Genomic DNA, 20,626 nt, shown 5'->3' on the forward strand with positions numbered 1-20,626 from the left:
ATCCGCGCTACGCGCCGAGGCTCGCCGCCGCCGTGAATGCCTGGCTGGCGGTCACACAGGCTAACGGCGGGAGCGTGAAAGACGCGATCAGGAAATGGTTGCGCGAGCCGGCCCGACAGCACCAATCTAATAACGCTATGCCGCGCCATTCCGGCGCGCACCTGACCACAAAGGTGAAGTCATGGCGGCTCCGAAGATTCCCATCCTCATTCCCCGCTCACGCGTTTCCGCGATTACCGGTCTGCGAGCCTACGCCACTTGTGCGTGCATGGCTTCATTCGCCGCCGTCGCGCTATGGGCTGCGCCGTTAGCGGATTCGTGGACCACGAACATAGAAGCCCGCATCACGCGGGCTGACAGATTATTTGGTGCGCGTATGGGCCACCGGACTAATCGCTCTACCAGGTAGGTCGGGCACGAGCCGCCCGCGAAGTTACGCCCGCTCAGAATTCTGACCTTGCTTTGCAAATCTGCTCGTGAATGCAGAGTACGCTGAAAGCCCGAAAAGAGGATGGGTGACTGACTGACGATGTGGAATACCCTTTCTGTGCCGCTCGAAAACGGATGGCAGTGCACGCTGATTCCGGGGCCGCAGTATTATGACCTGACGGCCTGGGGGCGCGGTTACCGCAATATGTCGGCTCGCGCGCTGTACCCCAATGCTGGCCGGGACAATTCTGCTTATTCGTGGAATACGCGGCCCCTGAGTGAAGTGGACAAGAGCGAGTTGTGGGAGAAGGACCGGATCAGGCAACTTGCGGAGGATCGGGCGACATTCCTCCACCGCTTTCGCCCGAATTGGGATTTGCGCACGATTACCGGTCGGGGCGATCTGGAGCATGTCCAGCGCTTCCTGTGCGCCACCATGGACGTGCTTCACTCGGACGAGCCGACCGATAACGAAAGCGTCCAGCGCGTGCTCTGCGGGGCGGTCGCAAGCGGCCACCTTGTCCCGGTGGTCAATCATGAATACCGCGGCTTGCCGCGCGTGTCACAGCCGACTCCGGGGCCGTTGCACTGGCCCGCGACGAGGGGCGGCGGTAGCGCATATCCGCCGAAGGTCATCTCCTATCCCGAGTTTGTGGCACTACAGCGGGCCAACGGCGAGCTTCCTCCACTGGACGCACCCGCTGGCGGCGTGGGCGCTACCCTTGACCCACTGCCTGACCTTGGCGCACCTGCCACGGCTGACGACGTTTTTGGCTTGACCGGCGTCGTTGAATCGGCGACAGGCGCTTTGCTTGGTGGCGACGATTCCGACGATGGCGGTGGTGTTGGCGGGGATGACAGCGGCGCGTCTGACGACGACCTGTTCAGCGCGGATTCGGGCGACGGTTCAACCCCGCTTGGCGATGCGCAGCCGTTTGAATACTCCGACGATTCGAACAGTGGTGACGTAACCGACCTTGCGGCGCGCGGCGTGAGTGAGGAACATGAGGCGGAATGCTTCGACCAATATCAGCGTGATATGGACGAATGCACCGCATATCGAAGCGCGATGGGCGGGCAACGTTTTATGGACGCGTGTTCCCAGCGCGCCTTCCAGAACTATCAACAATGCAGAGGGTATTGATGGCAAATCATCCTGAAAAGCGGTGCGTCGTTGTAATGTGGTCCGAAGAGAAACAGGCGGTCGTTTCGTACACGCTGGACGAGGAAAAAGTGCTTGCGGTGACTTCTCGCCTCTTTCCGCTAGAACTGCCGGTAGCGGACTATAACGACACGCTGGACGATGAGTTCGCAAGGAGATTCGGCGGAGCAACACTGAATCTTCTCGCCTTGTCGAATCCTGGCCTGAAGCCTTTTATCAAGGTCACGCAAGCTGATGATTGAGTGATTCGTTGCGGCACGGACTAGCCTGTCAAGACGCCGCACACATGCGCCGCCCATGTTTCCATCATCGGACGTCGTTGCTCCATCAAATCGGTTCGGTGATAGCTCGCTTCAACCTTGTTCGCGATGGTATGCGCGAGCGCCCGCTCGGCAAGGTCGCGGGCATAACCGTGTTCGCTAGCGAAATCGCGGAACGAACTTCTATAGCCGTGCAGCGTCGCGACGCTGCCCCGGCGTATCGCTCTTTGCCTTCACGCGGCGCAGTAGTGCCGTCAATGTCATATCGAGGCCCGCATCGCGCCGCTTGCCCGTTACGGGGCTGGTAAATCGCAACGTCCATTTGCTGCCCGTCTTGCCGGGGGTGAACATCAAGCCTGTCACCTTGCCGTCGAACACCGGCTTGTCGCCGTGCTGGAGTGCGTTTGCCTGTCTGTCGATAAGTGCCATATTCAGCCCATCGTCTAGCCCATCGGAAAATGCCGGATAGCGCCGGAAGATTGTAGACTGTTGTGGCAGGAAAGTGGCGTCAAACCTTTGATATGTATAGGTTTTATGGATTGGTGAGGAAGGGTATGGATTGAATTTTGGCGGTCATTCTCACCGCCAAATTCAGAAAACCCCTGCATGCTCAACCGCTGCAGGGTTTTTTGCTTTTCCGCCGCCTACTTCCCCGTATGCCCGCGCCGCTCCAGCGAGCGCAGGAACGTGCCCGAAATCGCCGAGGTGCCGTGGTGCACGATCTTCTCGTCGATGAGCGCCCACACCGACATGCCCACGCCGCGCACGCGCTGGCAGAACGACAGATCCTCCGAGAGATAAACGCCTTTTTCGCCGACAGTGTCGAAGAACGCGTAGAAGTTGCCGTCGGGCAGATACGGCGCGTATTGCGCGGGCGGCCGGTAGCGCTGCGTGACCGGCACGAGCGCCTCGAGCGCATCGCGCCGGATCAGGAAGATACCGGTGCCGATGTGGTTGACCTCGACCCAGCCGTTGCTGACCGTGCTGCTGCCTTGCTCGTCGGCGCGGATCGCCGTGTTGTAGTCCACCGTCTTTTCCTGCCATTCGCGCAGGGAGAGGCCCACATCGTCGCTCGTGATCTGCTTTTCCATATCGAAGAACCGGTACGGGCACGCGATGCCCGCCACCGGCTTGTTGCCGGCGATCAGGCGCGGGACCGCCTCGCGCGAGAAGTCCATGTCCGTGTCGAGGAACAGGACATGCGTGTACTCGGGGTGGCTCAGGAAATAATTCGCGAAGAAGTTGCGTGCGCGGATGATGTGCGACGAGGCCGTATGGATGTACTCGAAGCGCACGCCGCGCTCCTTGAAGGTCTCCATCAGGCGGGCCAGCGCCATCGCGAAGTCGAAATGCACCGAATTGTCGTAGGTGGGCAGCGCGATCAGAACGTTGAGCGGGGCGTTCGGTTGCGCGCCGGGCGCGGCGCCCGGAGTCGGGTCAGGTTGGTTCATGATCAGGCGTTCCGCTCATGTCGTTGTAAGATATTTCTCATTTTTGAGGGCAGCTTGCGCGCGAACAATCGGACGGCTCCGAATCATCGCGAATCGGCGCGGGCCGGACGGGGCGGATGCCCCGGTACAATGAGCCCTTCGACGCAGCTCCTTTGTTGAATTCGCTGCGAGGCGCCTCGCGCGCCGTCGCGCTCACTTATCGTTCACAGATGGCTATCACCTACAAATCTGCCGACGACCTCGCGCGTCTGCGCATTTCCGGCCGGCTCGCTGCCGACGTGCTCGCCATGATCGGCGAACACGTCAAGCCCGGTGTCTCCACCGACGACCTCGACGCGATCTGCAACGACTATATCGTCAACACGCTCAAGGCGGTGCCGGCCAACGTCGGCTACCTCGGCTTTCCGAAGACGATCTGCACCTCGGTCAACGCGGTGGTGTGCCACGGCATTCCGAACCGCAACGAGGTCCTCAAGGACGGCGACATCATCAACATCGACGTCGCCGTGATCAAGGACGGCTATTTCGGGGACACGAGCCGCATGTACACCGTGGGCACCACGAGCACGGTCGGGCGCCAGCTCATCGACACGACTTACGAGGCCATGCTCGCCGGCATTCGCCAGGTGAAGCCAGGCGCCACGCTCGGCGACGTGGGCCACGCGATCCAGCGGCGCGCCCAGGCCGACGGCTTTTCGATCGTGCGCGAGTACTGCGGCCACGGCATCGGCAAGGTTTATCACGAAGAGCCGCAGGTGCTGCACTACGGCCAGCCGGGGCAGGGCGTGCGCCTGAAGCCGGGCATGGTCTTCACGATCGAGCCGATGGTGAACGCGGGCCGCGCCGGCACGGCGGTGCAGCGCGACGGCTGGACGGTCGTGACGAAGGACCGCTCGCTCTCCGCGCAATGGGAGCACATGGTGGCGGTCACCGACGACGGCTACGAACTGCTCACGCCCTGGCCGGACGGCACGGGCGCGTACGAGGCCCCGTGAGGGCCGCGGTGGCTCGGGCTGTGCGGCTCATCGATCAGCCTGTCAAGGCTGTGTGTGTGGCGTTTGCGGGGCAATTTTGTTAAATAAGGATTTGACTCTCTCGCCAGTTCGGTTAAAGCTACGCGTTAGTGCTTTATTGGGGTTTACGACTGCATGAGTCCGTCACTGACCGTTCGCCGTATCGCTGCCGATCAGGGTGCCGTGCTCCGCGAGCTTCGAACCGCTTCGTTGCGCGACGCGCCTTATGCGTTCGGCGACTCGCTCGAAGATGCGCTGTCCGCCGATGCAGCCGTTTTTGACGCCGCGGCTGCGCGTCACGCGGATTCGCATGCCGCCACCTCGTTCATCCTCTACACCGAGGGTCATCCTGCCGGCCTGATCGGCGCGAACTTCGAGAACGCGCCGGCACGCCGCGCGTTTGTGTTCGCGTTGTGGGTGGCGCCGGCGGTGCGGCATCTGCGCGGCGGCGAACTGCTCGTCAACGCGGCCATCGAATGGCTCGTGAGCGAAGGGGCCGCGCAGGTCTACGCCTGGGTGACCGATAACAACATCACCGCCATGCGCTTCTACGAGCGACTCGGCTTCGTCGCCACCGGCGACCACGCGCGCAGCGCGCAAACGCCCGAGCAGTGGGAAACGCTGCTCATGCGTGACGTCGCGTTTGCGCCCAAGAGCATGTCGGCCCAATAACGGAGCACTTGCCCAGCGTCCTTTTCCCTTGCTTTTCACGCCATGACGTGTGCACCGCACGTCATGCGCCGGCACCCCCGCCGTCTTTGCATCGTTCCCTATGTCGCAGCATTTTGAGCCATTAAAAATAATGGCTACGCGCGTCGACGCCTGTAAAATACGCAAAATTTTTCGCCGATCGCCATGTCGCCCAAGAAATCGCCATATTTTGAACTGAAGAGCGGTTCAGTCGATACGCTTTTGTTCGTGGTTAAAACGACTGAACTCGATGCGATGCGCGCCGAGCTTACGCGGCGTTTCGAGGCGACGCCCGAATTTTTCGCCAACGACACGGTGGCCATCGACGTGCGGCGCCTCGCTGACGGTGAGCAGGTCCCGCTCGCCGACATCGCGCGCCTGCTCGAAAGCGTGCGCATGCGCCCCGTGGGCGTGGTCGCTCAGCCCGCACAGCACGGCTGGGCAGCCGTTGCGGGCCTGCCGTTCCTCGAGGCGCGCGACAAGCGCGTCGCCAACGGTCTAAGCGGTGCAAACGGGGCGAGCGGTACGGCCGGCACGGGTGGCGCGGGCAGCGATACGCCTGCCGCCGCGCAAGAAGCCGACGCCGTTGCCAACACCGCTGCGCCGGCACAGTCCGCCGATACCGCCGCAAATGCGGCCGCGAAGCCGGGCGACGCTGCCGCAGCGGCCTCCGGCGCTTCCGCCGTGCAGCCGGAACTCTTTCCCCAGGACGCGCCGGAAGCGGACAGCCCCAATGCGGGCGCGGGGAGCGAAGCCGACATCGCCGCGCCGCGCTTGACGAACACCGAGCCGACGCTCGTGATCGACCGGCCGCTGCGCTCGGGCCAGCGCATCTACGCGAAGGGCGACCTCGTGGTGCTCGGCATGGTGTCCAACGGGGCGGAAGTGATCGCCGAAGGCAACATCCATATTTACGCGCCGTTGCGCGGCCGCGCGCTCGCGGGCGTGCACGGCAATCACGACGCACGCATTTTCTGCACGAGCCTCGAGGCGGAACTGATTTCGATTGCGGGGATCTACCGTACCGCTGAAGTTCCACTCGCCGCCGAGGTTAAGGGCAAGCCGGCGCAAATCCGGCTCGACGAAGAGAGACTCTTGATCGAACCGTTGAGGCTCACCTGAGTGCCGCGCGAGCGTGAGCAACACGCGAGCGCGAGCGGCACGCGATGAGACCAAACTGAGAAACTGACGAACGCAAGGTAAGGGAATGGCAAAAATCATTGTGGTGACTTCGGGCAAGGGTGGCGTCGGTAAAACGACCACGAGCGCGAGTTTCGCATCGGGCCTCGCGTTGCGTGGCCACAAGACCGCGGTCATCGATTTCGACGTGGGCCTGCGCAATCTCGACCTCATCATGGGTTGCGAGCGCCGCGTCGTGTACGACCTGATCAACGTGATCCAGGGTGAGGCGAACCTCAATCAGGCGCTCATCAAGGACAAGAAGTGCGAGAACCTGTTCATCCTGCCGGCCTCGCAGACGCGCGACAAGGACGCGCTCACGAGGGAAGGCGTGGAGAAGGTGATCGAAGATCTGCGCAAGATGGACTTCGAGTACATCGTCTGCGACTCGCCGGCCGGCATCGAATCGGGCGCGCTGCTCGCGATGCACTTCGCTGACGAAGCGCTCATCGTGACGAACCCGGAAGTGTCGTCGGTGCGCGATTCGGACCGCATCCTCGGCATGCTGTCGTCGAAGACCAGGCGCGCGATCGAAGGCAAGGATCCGATCAAGGAGCACTTGCTGATCACGCGCTACAACCCCAAGCGCGTGAGCGAAGGCGAAATGCTCTCGCTGTCGGACATTTCGGAGATCCTGCGCATCGAGCTGATCGGCGTGATCCCGGAATCGGAAGCGGTGCTGCACGCATCGAACCAGGGCCTGCCCGCAGTCCATCTCGACGGCACCGATGTCGCCGAGTCGTACAAGGACGTAGTGGCGCGTTTTCTCGGCGAAGACAAGACGCTTCGTTTCACCGATTACCAGAAGCCGGGGCTCCTGCAGCGCCTCTTCGGTAGCAAGTAAGGGAGGCGCACGTCATGTCGTTTCTTTCGTTTTTTCTCGGCGAGAAGAAGAAGTCCGCCTCGGTAGCGAAGGAACGCCTGCAGCTCATCATCGCTCACGAGCGTGCAGGCGGTCATCCGCCCGCCGATTATCTGCCGGCCCTGCAACGCGAGCTGGTCGCGGTGATCTCGAAGTACGTGAAGATCTCCGACGACGACATCCGCGTGAGCCTCGAGCGCCAGGACGACCTCGAAGTGCTCGAGGTCAAGATCGAGATTCCGCAGGCCTGATGCACCCGATGCGCGCGGGGCGCTGGTGTGCCGCGCGCATCTCGATATTCACGCCGTATTGCCATCGCTTTGCGTGCAGGCGCGTGCGCGCATGGATGCGCGTGCCCGCGCCGTGCGTGACGCACGCGTGTCGCGCATGAGCGGTTACGCGCCGCTTTCCGCACCGAAATATTCGGTTTCACTTCACCCCTCGCGGTAACAACGCCGTTGTCAGCGCAGGCGCGTGCTCGCGCATTGATCGGGTAACGCCACTTTCGGCGTCCAACTCGAAGGGGAGATTTACATGAACAGCTCCATCCGCCTGCTCGTTGCCAAGGCCGCCATTGTCGTCGCGGGCGCTTGCGCCGTCGCGGCGCCCGCACTCGCGGAAGAAGTCATCGTCGTCGCGCCGAGCGCGCCGCCGCCCGAGCGCGTCGAAGTCGTGCCGGCGCCGCGCGTCGGCTATGTGTGGGACAAGGGCCACTGGCGCTGGGATCACGGCCACTACGTGTGGATCGGGGGCCATTGGCAGGCCGAGCGTGTCGGCTATCACTGGGTGCCGGGCCACTGGGTCGCGCACGGTCCGAACTGGCGCTGGATCGAAGGTCACTGGGCAGCGTGAGCTGGCGGTTAACGCGCCAACCCGGGTCCAGGAGAGAAACACTATGAGCAAAAAACTGCTTGCTGCCGCCGCGCTCGCGCTCATGCTGGCCGGCTGCATCGTCGTGCCGGCGCGGCCCATGTATGTGCGGCCGGCTCCCGTCGTGGTCTATTGACGTCACGCCAACGCGACGCGCCGCTTCACGGCGCGCCAGGCCCGGCACACATCAGCGGTCTGAGGTTCGGTCCGCTGCGGTGTGGCCGGGCTCATTGCTTTCCGGCGCGGCTTCCAGTGCCTGCATCGTCACGGCTGCGTTGGCTGCGACGCTGGCGTCGTTTGCCGCCTGGGCCTCGGGCACAGCGGTTTCTACGTCTGCGGCCTGCGCCGCGCTTGCGGCCGCCATGGCCGGCTGCGCGTAACGCAGCGAGAGCGTCTCGTAGAGCGGCGGCGCAAAGATGCGCGAGATACGGCTCGCAATCAACGCGGTGGCCATCAGCGAGATCACGAGCGCGTGGCCGTCGATCATTTCCATGACGATCACGAACGAGGTGATGGGCGCCTGCGTGACCGCCGCGAGATAGCCGACCATCGCGAGCGCGATGAGCATAGGCAGTTGCAAGTTGCTGAAGAGCATGTGCAACACATTGCCGAAGCCGGCGCCGATCGACAGGGAAGGGGCGAAGATGCCGCCCGGAATGCCCGGCAGGTACGAGCCGACCATCGAGGCCATCTTGAGGAACGGATACGCGACCGATAGATGCTCGCTGCCGTCGAGCAGGCCACGCGCTTCGGCGTAGCCGCTGCCGAACGTCCTGCCGCCCGAGACGAGGCCGATCAGCGCGATGGCCAGCCCGCAAAGCGCGGCGAACGCGATGGGGCGCTCGCCATGCAGCTTGCGCAGCGGCTCCGGAATCCAGCGCTGCGTGTTGAGCAGCAACCAGGCAAAGATGCCGCCCGCGATGCCGGTGACGAGCGCGGTGATGATCACGGCCACGGCGAGCAGATCGGGGAAGTGCGCACCGATCTGGATCGTGCCGAAATACGTGTAGTTGCCGTTCAGGCCGAGTGCGATCACGCCGGCGATGATGATCGACGTGATGACCACGCCGCTTGCGCGCGCCTCGAAGCTGCGCGTGAGCTCTTCGATCGCGAACACGATGCCGGCGAGCGGCGTGTTGAACGCCGCTGAGAGCCCCGCGGCCGCGCCGGCGAGCACGAGCTTGCGCTCGATGAGCGCATTCGAGCGCGGGTAGAAGCGGCGCATGTTGAACATCAGCGCCGCGCCGACTTGCACCGTGGGCCCTTCGCGGCCGATCGTGAAGCCGCCGAGAATGCCGAGGAACGAGATGGCGATCTTGCCGGCGAGAATGCGCAGCGTGAGCAGGCGCGTCCCTGTATCGCCCGTCTTCGTATGCAGCGTGGCGATCACCTGCGGAATCCCGCTGCCTTCGGCGCCGCGAAAGAACGTGCGGGTGAGCCACACGGCGGCCGCCGCAACGGCGGGCGTGACGATGAGTGGCAGCCAGACATGCTGATGCTGCACGCGCAGAAAGGCGTTGTAGCCCCAGTCGATGAGGCGCGCGTAAAACACCGCGACGAGGCCGACCGCGATCGCGCCGAGCCACAGCACGCCGTACTGCCGCCACAGACGCCGCGCGCGGCGCACGAGCAGCGAAATAATGTCCGGATTCACGGTCCGCATGGATCTATTCGGGGCGCAAAGGAATCATTGTAGCGGCGTGAGCGGGGGCTGTCGGATTCATCTGCGTGACGGATCGCGGGTTTCCGCGTCCCGCATCAGGTGCCGGATCACATAAAGAAGGGTTCGATGAATGGCGAACGGCTCCGCAATTTGTCCTCTGAGCCGCTTCGCGCTCCGTTAAAATCTCGGGAAAAATTCAGGCAAATCAAGGAAATCGGGCCTTGCAGGTCCGCAGCACAATGAAACGAGTTTTGATTGTCAAAGTGACCTCGCTCGGCGATATCGTCGAGGCGCTTCCGGTCGTGGCCGATGTCCAGCGCGCCTTCCCCGGTGTGAAGGTCGACTGGGCCTCCGACGAGTCATTCGCCGATATCGTGCGCTGGAACGCCGGCGTCGACCGTGTGCTCTGCGCGCCGCTGCGCCGCTTCAAGAAAGCGCGCCGCTGGAGCGACTTCAAGGCGATCTGGGCGTCCATCTCCGAGCTGCGCGCCGAGCGTTACGACGCGATCGTCGATATCCATGGTGTCTACAAGAGCGCGATCATCGCGTTTCTCGCGCGCGGGCGGCGGCGTTTCGGTTACCTCGCGCAGGATCTCGGCGAGCGCGGCGCAGCCTTCGCCTATAACGGCCGCTTCGGCCCGCGTCCGAAGTGCGATGCGTGGCTCGGCATGCGCATCAGCACGGGCGAGGCGCTCGGCTATAAGGTCGACACCCCGCCCGACTTCCAGATGCGCGTCCCGCGCGACGGCACGGCACTGCCCGCGCCTGACGCGCCCACGGCGCTGATCTTCCACGCCACCTCGAAGGAAGAGAAGAAGTGGCCCGTCGAGCATTGGGGGGAACTGTGCCACGCACTCATTGCGCGCGGCCTGCGCATCGAATTGCCGTGGGGCTCGGACGCCGAGCACGCCACGGCGCGCGAGATCGCCGCGCTCGTGCCTGGGGCGACGGTGCTGCCGCGCCTCACGGTCTCGCAAGTCGCGCAACGCATTGAAGACTGCGCGCTCGTGGTGGGCACCGACACGGGCTTCGTGCATCTCGGCCACGCGCTGCTCAAGCCCACCGTGATGATCTTCGTCGCGACCGATGCGGAGCATCTTGGCGTGCGTGCGCCCAACCGCTCGATTTCGGTTGGCGATGGCCATCACGTGCCGCCCGTCGCGGTCGCGCTCGATGCCGTCGATCGCGTCTATCCCGCGCGCGACGGCGGCGGCGCGGCGAAGGGGCCGCTCGCTACCGCGGCCTGATCTCCGCCCCGCGCGCTGTCTTCGCGGCGTCCTTCCCGGGGCGCCGCTTTCTCCCCGTTCTCCCGCTGTTTTCCATTACATAGTTGTTAAAAGTGTCGCCGTTGCGTAGCGCACGGCGCGCCGACAGCGCATGCGCCTGCGAGGCGTTGCGCAGCCTGTAACACTGGCCACACTGCTACTTACAAATTGCAACGCCTCAGACGTTCGCCGTCGTGTTCAATCGAAAGCGTCCGCAGCCCGCATGGCCCATGCAGGGCAAAGCCGGACAACAGACATTGACTCGATGGGAGAACGAAGTGAAACGACTGACGCGTACCCTGATTGCAGGTGCATTGCTCGCAGCGGCGCTGGGCGGGTGCGTCGTGGTGCCGGCGGGTGGCTATTACAGCGGAGGCTACCACCACGGCTACTACTACTGATGAGGCTCCCGTGGGGCGCGGCGGTTCGCTCAGGCGAGCAGCAACTCGACAGCGACCACCGCCGCGATGGCCGCGGCATTGGCAAGCAACGCTTCCAGCACGACTGAGCGCCAGCTTGCCGTGCGCAGCCGGAAGGCCAGGACGAGCGAGATACCCAGCGCGAGTGCGATCATTAGCACGACATCGGCGTTGCTCAGATGCAGGCTCATCGTTGACCTCGCTGGCAGACAGACGCGGACTTCGTCCATTCGAGTATAGGCACGCTGGTCTCGCTCGCGAATAAAAAAGCGGAATCCGCCTCGCGGACTCCGCTTTTTTATTGCCGGTGCGTTGCCGGGCGCACATGGCCCGGCGCACCTTTACAACTCAGGTCAGCGACGTGTGACGCGTCTCGCGCATGCACAAGACGCCGAACAGGCTCACGGCTGCCGCGATCGACACATACGCGCCGACCCACGAGAGGCCACCGCGCGCGGCGAGCACCTGCGCGATGTACGGCGCCACCGATGCGCCCAGGATGCCGCCCAGGTTGTACGCGACACCCGCGCCCGTGTAGCGCACGCTCGTGGGGAAGAGCTCGGGCAGCAGGGCGCCCATCGGCGCGAAGGTGGCGCCCATCAGGAACAGCTCGATCACGAGGAACAGCAGCACGAGCGGCAGCGAGCCGCTGCCGAGCAGCGGCTGCATCGTGAAGCCCGAGAGGATGGCCGCAATGCAGCCGACGATCAGCACCGGCTTGCGGCCGAAGCGGTCGGAGAGCCAGGCCGAGATCGGCGTGGCGATGCCCATGAAGACCACCGCAATGCAGAGCATGCCGAGGAACGTCGGGCGCGGGATATGCAAGGCGCTCACGCCGTGCGAAAGCGAGAACACGGTAGCGTTGTAGAACAGCGTGTAGCAGACCACCATCGCGAGCGCGCCGAGCAGCGTAGGCCACCAGTGCTTCGAGAGCAGCGCGGCAACCGGCACGCGTACGCGCTTTTCGCGCTCGATGGCGGCCTTGAACGCGGGCGTTTCGGCAATCTTCAGGCGCACATAGAGGCCCAGCGCGACGAGCACCGCCGAGACGATGAACGGCACGCGCCAGCCCCAGTCGCGGAACTGCTGGTCGGAGAGCGTGGAGGCAAGGCCGAAGAACAGGCCGTTCGACGCAAGAAAGCCCACCGAGGGTCCGAGCTGCGGAAACATGCCGAACCAGCCGCGCTTGCCTTGCGGCGCGTACTCGGTCGCGAGCAAGGCCGCGCCGCCCCATTCGCCGCCGAGGCCGATGCCCTGGCCGAAGCGCAGCACGCACAGCAGGATCGGCGCGAGGCTGCCGATCGCGTCATAGCCGGGCACGAAGCCGATCAGCGTGGTGGAGAGCCCCATCACGAGCAGCGAGGCGACGAGCGTCGATTTGCGGCCGATGCGGTCGCCGAAATGGCCGAAGATGAACGAGCCGATCGGCCGCGCGACGAACGCGATGCCGAACGTCACGAACGCGGAGAGCGCCTGGGCCGTGGCCGAGCCGTGCGGGAAGAACACGGGGCCGATCACGAGCGCGGCGGCCGTTGCGTACACATAGAAGTCGTAGAACTCGATCGCGGTGCCGATGAAGCTCGCGAAGATCACGCGCGCGGTGTTTTGCTGCTTCGCTGCGTTCGCCTGATCGGCGCTCGCGGGCGAAATGGGAGAAGTGGACATCGATGGGTCTCCAATTGTTGTAACGCGCACTGACGCGCTGCATGGGGCACGCGGGGCGGCGCAGGCGTCTTTTGTTCAGGATTCGAAGCCGGGCGGACTAGCGGCATGGCTCAGGGGCCTCAGGTCCGGGGCGCACCCGCGGCTCGCCGTCCGCGGATGCCCTGGCGGCATCTTTGCGCAGGCAACGATTCATCAGTATGCATCGCGCAGCACCGGCTGTGTGCGCGACGCGGGAACCGGCGGGGTGGCACGCGGATAAGGGCGAGCGGCACGAGAGGTGGCCGTGCGGCGCTCGGGTGGCGCATTGGCGCGGCGCGGGTGGCGCCATGCAATGCGCGAGGCCGGTCGAATGCCGGCGGGGGATAGCGGAAAATTATAACGACCGTGCGCAACGCGCGGCAAGGCTCCAGCAAGCCCGGCGCGTGGGCTCTGCAAGGCGCGACGCTACGGGGCTCAGTTGAAGTTCTGCGCTTGCGGCGAGGCGAGCGTGCGCAACTGGAACTTGCCGTTGTCGTTGAAGAGCCAGTCTTCGAACAATTCGATCTGGCCGACGGAGTTGAGCAGATGTGCCGGCGGCGGAGGCAACGGCGCCGAGCGGCGCAGTGTGACGAGCGCGGTGGCTTCGGCGTCGTAGTCGCCATTGGAGCGGTAGACCGACGATTTCGTGATCTGCCCGTCGCGATTGACTGTGAAGGACACCACGACGAGCGAGCGCAGCATCGCCTGCGGCGTGCCTTGCAGCACATAGGACGGATTGCGCTCGACGATGCGCTTCGCGACGGCGGCGCGATAGTCGTCGAGTGCGGCGCTATTGATTGCCTGAGGCGGGATGACCAGCAGCGGCCGTGGCGGCGGTGTGATCGTGCAGCCGCTCGCGAGCGCGAGCAGCAAAAACAGAACGAAGCGCCGCAACAGGCGTGTGCAGGCGGATGGATTGCCAGATGCGCTCACGGCTGCAAGGCCGCTGCGCGGGCGGACGCGGATGAGCATGGCGAGCAGGCTCGAATGCGAAACCAGATTCGAGCTTAGTCGATACGCGCGGGGTTTCAATCCGCAGTCACCCGCGTCGTGAATTCGGGTGCGTGATCGTGGCCGCCAGGGAACTGGCAGCGCGAGGCGAACTACAGGAGAAGCGTATTGGGCGCTTATTCGACGGGGAACTGCGCGCACGGATCTGCGGCCACGGTGGCGCAGGCGTACGAGTACTGGCCGCTCTTCATAAAGAGCTCTTTGCCGACCTCGAGGTTATCGCGCAGATCGGGCGAGCTTTCCCAGGCGATGTAGCTCGAGCACATGACGGCAAGCAGAACGACGATTGAGAATGCGAATTTTTCAAGCAGTTGAAAACGGTGCGGCATCATGAATCCCCTTAATGGACGGGATTGTACCGCAGTACTAGGGTTTTCACCTAGGTATCTGCCATATAGCTGGCATGATATGTGGAGGTGATATGTGATTGCGACCCTTAAATTCGGCAAGCTATTTCGATAGCAGGACGATGGGCCGCCGCGATGCGCGTGTGGCATCGGCCGAGTGTGGCGAACGGGGAATTTCAGGCGGCAAGGAAAGCAGGAGAGCGGCTTTTTAGGCGAGCCCGTGCGCGCGTTTTGGACGCGCGGCTTCGTAGAACTGTCGCAGCCAAGGCGCAGATGGAGAGACCGCGCTGGCGGGGCGGTGTCCGTCAAGGTTTCTTATCTGGCGGGGCTTGCAGGAGCTGTTGTGACCGGCAGCGTTGCGGGGGACAGTCTGTAGGTCATGCACATAGCATCAACCGCGCGCCAGTCCAGGTAGCGCAAGGTCAGCCTCCTGATGACGTGCTACTAAACACGCCACAACCAGGCGGAGGTGGCATGTCGTTACCCGAATGGGGCGGTTCATACAACGCGCTTTACGTTCCGCTCAAGAGCGGTTGGCAGTGCGCGCTAGTGCCCGCTCGCGATATCGAAGACGTAGACCGTGGCTGGCGGCTGTCGTACGAGGAGCGTCAGAAAGCGCGGAAGGCGCGCGAAGACCAGATGGAGCAGGACAGGCGGGATTTCGATCAGCTGTTCAGGGTGAGCATTGCTCGCCGTGCGTCGCATACCTCAGGCGATTTCAGTGCCTATGCGGACTTCATCTGCAAGCATGTACGTGGGCGATGGCACGCGCCGATCGACGGCGAAGACATCACGCGCATTCTGCGCGAAGCGGTGCGAGATGGCCTGATCGTCCCGGCCATTGACCGTGACTGGCGCGGCAGTGTCGGCGTCTCGAAGCGCTACGCGCCGCAAATCTGGGGCGAAGCGTATCGAAGCGTCGGCGGGGGCGGAGTGGCCGCCGCCAGTCCGCGCAGCAAGACGTTTCACCAGTCGGTGATGGAATCGATGGGCCTTGATGCCGACGGCGCGACGGCCTACATCGAAAAGTACAACGCGATGGTCGAGCGTATCGACGCAATCCAGGCCGCGAACGCTGCAAAGCGCGCAGCAGCCGCAGCGACCAGCAATGGCGGCGACCTGCTCGGTGCGGTGGAGGCGGCAGCCGGGGCGGTGTTCGGCGGCGATGACGATTCGGATGATAGCGGTGACGACGGCACCTCTAACGATGACCTGTTCAGCGCGGATTCTGGTGACGATTCGACGCCGTTGGGCGATGGACAACCGTTCGCGTATCAGCCCGATACGCCGGATGGTGAAGTCGAAGAGCTGGCTGCCAGCACAAACAAGGAGAACTACGCTGCGAAGATGCTCGGCTATGACCGAAAGACCTTTGGCGACATGATTCACGCGATGAAGTACTTCTACAAGTTGCGGGGCGACGATAACGTCATTTGGCACGACGATGGAGACGTTGAGTTCAATGGTGAAATCATCGACAACGTGCACAACTGGGCTTCCTGAGGAACGAAATGAAATCCCCCTATCAACGTGCGCACGTGTCGTTCTGTATCTATCAAGATGTGGAGCCGCCCGAATTCTGGACAAACTACTTTGGCGTCGAGCCGGATACGCAAATCGTGAAAGGGCAACTTCGCGTCATGCCGTCTGGTCGGACTAGCAGATTTCCGGCTCGTGTTGGGCTGTGGGGAATCGGAAGTAAGGAGTACGTCCAGAGCGACCTTCTAAGCCCGCATCTTCGCTATCTGGTTGAGCGCTTGGCACTGCCACGAGCGGGTCTGCCGGAATTGCTCAAGCGTACTGGTGCGCAGATGCGCTTTTTCTGCTACTGGGACAACGAGGCCGGGGACCGTGTACCCGACGTGCCCGACGATATCCGGATCATGGTGGAAGCGATGGGCGGCACGGTCGAGATTGATGAACACCGGTAGTCCAACGAGAGAGCCAACCGCCGTGCCGGCTTTTTTGCGTCCCGGCAGCCGTGTAACGCCCGCCGGGCCTGAAATCAAGCCCGGAAATCAGAACGCCCGCAAAACGTTGTCTGGCTGGCATTTCAGGCGGCTTTGATTTCCCGGTTGTTTGATTAACCCGTTTGAAAAACGGGAAATTTTCTCTGCGTGAGGGGACGCGCGGTTTCCCGCATGGTGCAACGCCAGACTTTTCACGCGCCCTCCGAACCGACGCACGCTCCGGGGTGCCGCGAAAGGGCCGCGCGGCATGGCGGCGACTCGCTGGTCATTTTGTGGGTCGAAAAAACAAAATCCCCGTAAATCATTGAATTTACGGGGATTTGTCCTTGAATCTGGCGGAGGCGGTGAGATTCGAACTCACGGAAGGGTTACCCCTTCGCCGGTTTTCAAGACCGGTGCATTCAACCACTCTGCCACACCTCCGGAGCCGCGCATTGTAACCCGAAACGCGCTCGCGCCGGCAGCCCCTCCATCATCTCGATTTGAACGTCAGGCCGGCTCTTTGAGAAACAGCTCCTGCAGATCATTGAGAAAGCGCTGACCCAGCTCCGTGGGCACGATCTTCTCGTAGTCGCGTGCGATCAAGCCGCGCTTTTCCGCTTCCTTCAGCGCGGGTTCGATCGTCGTGATCGGCAGCCCCGTGCGTTCCATGAAGCGATGCACCGGGAAGCCCTCCACGAGCCGCAGCGCGTTGAGCATGAACTCGAACGGCAGATCGCGCGCGCTCACTTCGTGTTCTTCCTGGATCGGCTTGCCCGCGCGCGCCTCTTCGATGAACGTGGCCGGATGCTTGTAGCGCATCTGGCGCACGATGCGGTTCGGGAACGACAGCTTCGAGTGCGCGCCCGCGCCAATGCCCAGGTAGTCGCCGAAACGCCAGTAGTTGAGGTTGTGGCGGCTCTGCCGGTTCGGCTGCGCGTACGCCGAGACTTCGTAGCGCCCGAAGCCCGCCTCGGCCGTGCGCGCGTGGATCCACTCCTGCATGTCCGCCGACAGGTCGTCGTCGGGCACGGGGGGCGGGAACTTCGCGAACAGCGTGTTCGGTTCGAGCGTCAGGTGATAGAGCGACAGATGCGGCGGCGCGTACGACAGCGCCGTTTCGATATCGGCCTGGCATTGCGCGAGCGTCTGCTGCGGCAGCGCGAACATCAGGTCGAGATTGAAGTTCTCGAAGGTATTGGCCGCGACTTCCACGGCATGGCGCGCCTGAGTGGCGTCGTGAATGCGCCCGAGCGCCTTCAGATGTGTTTCGTTGAAGCTCTGGATGCCAACCGAGAGACGGTTCACGCCGCTCGCGCGAAACTGCGCGAACTTCGCTGCCTCGAAGGTGCCGGGGTTCGCTTCGAGCGTGATTTCCGCGTCGGCGTCGAGCGGCAGCAGTGCGCGCACGTCGGAGAGCAGGCGATCGAGCCCCGCTGCCGAGAGCAGGCTGGGCGTGCCCCCGCCGATGAACACCGTGTGCACCTGGCGCCCCCAGACGAGCGGCAGCGCCTGTTCGAGATCGGCGCGCAGCGCGTCGAGGTAGTCATGCTCGGGAAAGCGCTCGCCTTTCCATTCGTGCGAGTTGAAATCGCAGTACGGACACTTGCGCACGCACCACGGGAAATGCACGTAGAGCGACAGCGGCGGCAGCGAGGTGAGGCGAATGCTGCCAGGCATCGTGAACGACTGGACCACGTCGATGCCGGTTCGATGCTGCTGGCTCACGCTAGCTCCTCCAGCCGTGCGAGCAGTTGCCGCAAGGCGATTGCACGATGGCTCGAGGCGTTCTTCAGCGCCGGATCGAGCTCGGCGGCCGTGGCCTCGAGGCCCGGAATGTAGAAGTACGGGTCGTAGCCGAAGCCGTTCTCGCCGCGCGGTGCGTCGAGCACCACGCCGTGCCAGCGGCCTTCGGCGATCAGCGGCTCGGGGTCGTCGGCGTGGCGTACGAGCGCGAGCACGCAGTAGTAGTAGGCGCGGTGGTCGTCGTGCGCCTTGAGGTTTTCGACCAGCAGCGCGTTGTTCGCCGCGTCGCTTTTCTCGCCGCCCGCAAGCTGCGCGTAGCGCGCCGAATAGACGCCGGGTGCGCCGCGCAACGCGGGCACGCACAGGCCTGAATCGTCGGCGAGAGCGGGCAGGCCCGTGAGCTTCGCCGCATGGCGCGCCTTGGCGAGCGCGTTCTCGACGAACGTGACGTGCGGCTCCTCGGCTTCGGGCACGTTCAACGCACCTTGCGGCACGAGCTCTATGCCCGCTGCGCCGAGCAGTGCAGCGAACTCGCGCAGCTTGCCCGCGTTGTTCGAGGCGAGCACGACACGCGAAAGCGTAGCGACGCCCGGCGTGGCGACGCGCGGCGCAGCGGCACCCGTTTCAGGCGAATTAGCCATGCGCGATCCCCAGCGCGGCCTTCTGTTTTTCGATCAGCGAGGCAATGCCGCCTTGCGCGAGATCCAGCAGCGCGTTCAGTTCGTTGCGCGAGAACGGTGCGCCTTCGGCGGTGCCTTGCACTTCGACCATGCCACCCGAGCCCGTCATGACGACATTCATGTCGGTGTCGCATTGCGAGTCTTCGGCGTAGTCGAGATCGAGCACCGGCACGCCTTCATAGACGCCCACCGAGATCGCCGCCACGTAGTCGGTGATCGGCGAGCGCTCGATGCGGCCCGTCGCGAGCAGTTTCGTCACGGCGTCGTGCGCCGCCACGAACGCGCCCGTGATGCTCGCCGTGCGCGTGCCGCCGTCGGCCTGCAGCACGTCGCAATCGAGGTTGATGGTGCGCGCGCCGAGCGCTTCGAGGTCGAACACGGCGCGCATGGCGCGGCCGATCAGGCGCTGGATTTCCTGGGTGCGGCCGGTCTGCTTGCCGCGCGCGGCTTCGCGGTCGCTGCGCGTGTGCGTGGCGCGCGGCAGCATGCCGTATTCGGCGGTGAGCCAGCCCTGGCCCTTGTCGCGCAGGAACGGCGGCACGCTCTCGGAGACGCTCGCCGTGCACAGCACCTTGGTGTCGCCGAATTCGACGAGCACCGAACCTTCGGCGTACTTCGTGTAGTGGCGGGTGATGCGGACGTCGCGAAGCTGGTCGGCGGCGCGGCCGGAGGGGCGCTGGATGGATTGGGTCATCGTCGGGTGTGCGCGAGGGCACGAAGCAGGAAGGGGAAACCGCAATTTTACCGCCTTCGCGCGCTGGGCGAAGCGCGCTTACTGGGGCGCGAGCGTGGCGCCAGGCGTGCGCGGCGGTGGTGTTTCCAAAAATGGGATAATACGGTTTCTCCGCCCCGCGTCATCGCAAGCACGAGACCACGCCGGGCGCCTCGACTTCTCTTGCCGTGACCCGCGCTTTTCACGAAGCGCGCCGCCATGGCTTTTTCGCGAGACGAACCATGATTTACAGCATGACCGGCTATGCCAGCGCCACGCGCGAACTCGTAGCGGCATCGGGCACGGGCGGCGCCAGTGTCTCCGTCGAACTGCGCACCGTGAATTCGCGCTTTCTCGACCTGAACTTCCGCATGCCCGAAGACGTGCGTGTGTGCGAGCCCACGTTGCGCGAAATGCTGATGACGAAGCTTTCGCGCGGCAAGGTCGATATCCGTATCAACATCCAGCGCAGCGAGCAGGCCGCCAACGCAGGCGCGCTCAACCGCGATGCGCTTGACCAGCTCGCGACGCTCGAGCGCGCCGTGCTCGACGCGTTCCCCGACTCGGGCCGCCTGCGCACCGGCGAGATTCTGCGCTGGCCCGGCGTGCTGGCGGAAAGCGGCGTGGCGCCCGAAGTGTTGCGTGACGCGGTGCTCGGCTGCGGCAAGCAGGCCATCGCCGACCTGATCGACGTGCGCGCGCGCGAAGGCGCGCAGCTCGCCAACATGCTGCTCGCAAACGTCACGGAAATGGAGGCGATCGTCGCGAAGATCACGCCGCTCGTGCCGGACCTGATCGTCAAGCATCAGCAGAAGATCGTCGAGCGGCTGCAGGAAGCGCTCGGCATCGCCGCGCCCGAAAGCGCGAACGGCAACGGCAATATCGGCAATATTTCGCGTGAAGAAATTGCCGAGCGCATCCGCCAGGAAGTGACGATGTACGGCATCCGCATCGACATCGCCGAAGAGCTCTCGCGCCTGACCGCGCATCTGACCGAAACGCGTCATGTGATCGAGAAGGGCGGGCGCGTCGGCAAGCGTCTGGACTTCATGATGCAGGAGCTCAATCGCGAAGCGAATACGCTCGGCTCGAAGGCGGCAGCGAAGGAGCTCGCCGATGCCTCGATGACGCTCAAGCTGCTCATCGAGCAGATGCGCGAGCAGGTGCAGAACCTCGAATAAGCATGGCGCGCCGCGCGTAGGGGCAACACGTGCGCGGCGCGTTCGAAGCCACGC

General features: G+C 64.0%; 23 protein-coding genes and 1 tRNA gene. 13 read left to right on the forward strand and 11 right to left on the reverse strand.

The window, feature by feature from the left end:
• Window positions 1-529 precede the first annotated feature (529 nt).
• A complete protein-coding gene (locus tag BO1_RS56140; protein ID WP_156992071.1) occupies window positions 530-1,573 on the forward strand; it encodes a hypothetical protein in 1,044 nt (347 codons plus the stop codon).
• The gene (locus tag BO1_RS00355) at window positions 1,573-1,833 is read left to right on the forward strand and encodes a hypothetical protein (protein WP_156992072.1); all 261 of its coding nucleotides are present in this window, start codon (window positions 1,573-1,575) and stop codon (window positions 1,831-1,833) included. Before BO1_RS56140 ends, BO1_RS00355 begins: the two co-directional genes overlap by 1 nt.
• A 201-nt stretch (window positions 1,834-2,034) precedes the next feature.
• Here BO1_RS00355 and BO1_RS60895 read toward each other — a convergent pair whose 3' ends face one another.
• Together BO1_RS60895 and BO1_RS00365 are read right to left on the reverse strand one after the other, a co-directional pair.
• Window positions 2,035-2,280 carry a hypothetical protein gene (locus BO1_RS60895; protein WP_043283462.1) on the reverse strand — a complete coding sequence of 82 codons (246 nt, stop codon included), beginning with the start codon at window positions 2,278-2,280 and terminating at the stop codon, window positions 2,035-2,037.
• Window positions 2,281-2,495: 215 nt separating this feature from the next.
• Window positions 2,496-3,302 (reverse strand): hypothetical protein, encoded by an 807-nt coding sequence (locus BO1_RS00365; RefSeq protein WP_028215836.1) that lies wholly within the window; start codon window positions 3,300-3,302, stop codon window positions 2,496-2,498.
• Window positions 3,303-3,511: 209 nt separating this feature from the next.
• On the opposite strand from BO1_RS00365, the gene map reads away from it, so the two are divergent.
• From map to BO1_RS00400, 6 genes are all read left to right on the forward strand, one after another.
• Window positions 3,512-4,297, forward strand: coding sequence for a type I methionyl aminopeptidase (map, locus tag BO1_RS00370; protein WP_028215837.1), 786 nt, complete (start codon window positions 3,512-3,514; stop codon window positions 4,295-4,297).
• A 153-nt stretch (window positions 4,298-4,450) separates the two neighbouring features.
• On the forward strand, window positions 4,451-4,987 hold the full coding sequence (locus BO1_RS00375) for a GNAT family N-acetyltransferase (protein WP_028215838.1): 537 nt from the start codon (window positions 4,451-4,453) through the stop codon (window positions 4,985-4,987).
• 183 nt (window positions 4,988-5,170) lie between these two features.
• On the forward strand, window positions 5,171-6,127 hold the full coding sequence (gene minC / locus BO1_RS00380) for a septum site-determining protein MinC (RefSeq protein ID WP_028215839.1): 957 nt from the start codon (window positions 5,171-5,173) through the stop codon (window positions 6,125-6,127).
• Window positions 6,128-6,212: 85 nt separating this feature from the next.
• Window positions 6,213-7,028 carry a septum site-determining protein MinD gene (gene minD, locus BO1_RS00385; RefSeq protein WP_028215840.1) on the forward strand — a complete coding sequence of 272 codons (816 nt, stop codon included), beginning with the start codon at window positions 6,213-6,215 and terminating at the stop codon, window positions 7,026-7,028.
• 14 nt (window positions 7,029-7,042) lie between these two features.
• Window positions 7,043-7,297 carry a cell division topological specificity factor MinE gene (minE, locus tag BO1_RS00390; protein ID WP_028215841.1) on the forward strand — a complete coding sequence of 85 codons (255 nt, stop codon included), beginning with the start codon at window positions 7,043-7,045 and terminating at the stop codon, window positions 7,295-7,297.
• A 283-nt stretch (window positions 7,298-7,580) separates the two neighbouring features.
• Window positions 7,581-7,898 (forward strand): YXWGXW repeat-containing protein, encoded by a 318-nt coding sequence (locus BO1_RS00400; protein ID WP_028215842.1) that lies wholly within the window; start codon window positions 7,581-7,583, stop codon window positions 7,896-7,898.
• 205 nt (window positions 7,899-8,103) lie between these two features.
• Here BO1_RS00400 and BO1_RS00410 read toward each other — a convergent pair whose 3' ends face one another.
• Complete coding sequence (locus BO1_RS00410) at window positions 8,104-9,579, reverse strand: chloride channel protein (RefSeq protein ID WP_028215844.1); 1,476 nt, start codon at window positions 9,577-9,579, stop codon at window positions 8,104-8,106.
• 239 nt (window positions 9,580-9,818) lie between these two features.
• On the opposite strand from BO1_RS00410, the gene waaC reads away from it, so the two are divergent.
• Together waaC and BO1_RS61725 are read left to right on the forward strand one after the other, a co-directional pair.
• Window positions 9,819-10,826 (forward strand): lipopolysaccharide heptosyltransferase I, encoded by a 1,008-nt coding sequence (gene waaC, locus BO1_RS00415; RefSeq protein ID WP_028215845.1) that lies wholly within the window; start codon window positions 9,819-9,821, stop codon window positions 10,824-10,826.
• Between the two features lie 296 nt (window positions 10,827-11,122).
• The gene (locus tag BO1_RS61725) at window positions 11,123-11,245 is read left to right on the forward strand and encodes a hypothetical protein (RefSeq protein ID WP_281179131.1); all 123 of its coding nucleotides are present in this window, start codon (window positions 11,123-11,125) and stop codon (window positions 11,243-11,245) included.
• A gap of 29 nt (window positions 11,246-11,274) precedes the next feature.
• Here the strand turns inward: BO1_RS61725 and BO1_RS00420 are convergent, their stop codons facing one another.
• From BO1_RS00420 to BO1_RS00435, 4 genes are all read right to left on the reverse strand, one after another.
• On the reverse strand, window positions 11,275-11,454 hold the full coding sequence (locus BO1_RS00420; protein ID WP_028215846.1) for a hypothetical protein: 180 nt from the start codon (window positions 11,452-11,454) through the stop codon (window positions 11,275-11,277).
• A gap of 157 nt (window positions 11,455-11,611) precedes the next feature.
• Window positions 11,612-12,928 (reverse strand): MFS transporter, encoded by a 1,317-nt coding sequence (locus BO1_RS00425; RefSeq protein WP_028215847.1) that lies wholly within the window; start codon window positions 12,926-12,928, stop codon window positions 11,612-11,614.
• A gap of 453 nt (window positions 12,929-13,381) precedes the next feature.
• Complete coding sequence (locus BO1_RS00430; RefSeq protein ID WP_084687701.1) at window positions 13,382-13,918, reverse strand: energy transducer TonB family protein; 537 nt, start codon at window positions 13,916-13,918, stop codon at window positions 13,382-13,384.
• A gap of 155 nt (window positions 13,919-14,073) precedes the next feature.
• The gene (locus BO1_RS00435) at window positions 14,074-14,289 is read right to left on the reverse strand and encodes a hypothetical protein (RefSeq protein WP_322788515.1); all 216 of its coding nucleotides are present in this window, start codon (window positions 14,287-14,289) and stop codon (window positions 14,074-14,076) included.
• 564 nt (window positions 14,290-14,853) lie between these two features.
• On the opposite strand from BO1_RS00435, the gene BO1_RS60900 reads away from it, so the two are divergent.
• Window positions 14,854-15,807: a hypothetical protein gene (locus BO1_RS60900; protein WP_245643672.1), complete on the forward strand. Its 954-nt coding sequence runs from the start codon at window positions 14,854-14,856 to the stop codon at window positions 15,805-15,807.
• An 8-nt stretch (window positions 15,808-15,815) separates the two neighbouring features.
• A complete protein-coding gene (locus BO1_RS00445) occupies window positions 15,816-16,235 on the forward strand; it encodes a DUF4279 domain-containing protein (RefSeq protein WP_028215851.1) in 420 nt (139 codons plus the stop codon).
• A gap of 372 nt (window positions 16,236-16,607) precedes the next feature.
• On the opposite strand, the gene BO1_RS00450 is transcribed toward BO1_RS00445, so the two are convergent.
• The 4 genes from BO1_RS00450 to rph all read right to left on the reverse strand — a co-directional run bounded on the left by BO1_RS00450 (window position 16,608) and on the right by rph (window position 19,373).
• A tRNA-Ser gene (locus BO1_RS00450) sits at window positions 16,608-16,697 on the reverse strand.
• A gap of 66 nt (window positions 16,698-16,763) precedes the next feature.
• Window positions 16,764-17,933: a radical SAM family heme chaperone HemW gene (gene hemW / locus BO1_RS00455; RefSeq protein ID WP_407669882.1), complete on the reverse strand. Its 1,170-nt coding sequence runs from the start codon at window positions 17,931-17,933 to the stop codon at window positions 16,764-16,766.
• Window positions 17,934-17,977: 44 nt separating this feature from the next.
• On the reverse strand, window positions 17,978-18,640 hold the full coding sequence (rdgB, locus tag BO1_RS00460) for an RdgB/HAM1 family non-canonical purine NTP pyrophosphatase (RefSeq protein WP_043283463.1): 663 nt from the start codon (window positions 18,638-18,640) through the stop codon (window positions 17,978-17,980).
• A complete protein-coding gene (rph, locus tag BO1_RS00465; RefSeq protein ID WP_028215854.1) occupies window positions 18,633-19,373 on the reverse strand; it encodes a ribonuclease PH in 741 nt (246 codons plus the stop codon). The genes rdgB and rph overlap by 8 nt, the downstream gene beginning before the upstream one ends.
• A 260-nt stretch (window positions 19,374-19,633) precedes the next feature.
• Here rph and BO1_RS00470 point away from each other — a divergent pair, with 260 nt between their 5' ends.
• Window positions 19,634-20,572, forward strand: coding sequence for a YicC/YloC family endoribonuclease (locus BO1_RS00470; RefSeq protein WP_028215855.1), 939 nt, complete (start codon window positions 19,634-19,636; stop codon window positions 20,570-20,572).
• Window positions 20,573-20,626: the final 54 nt, after the last annotated feature.

Source organism: Paraburkholderia oxyphila NBRC 105797, assembly GCF_000685075.1.
Classification (GTDB): Bacteria; Pseudomonadota; Gammaproteobacteria; order Burkholderiales; family Burkholderiaceae; genus Paraburkholderia; species Paraburkholderia oxyphila.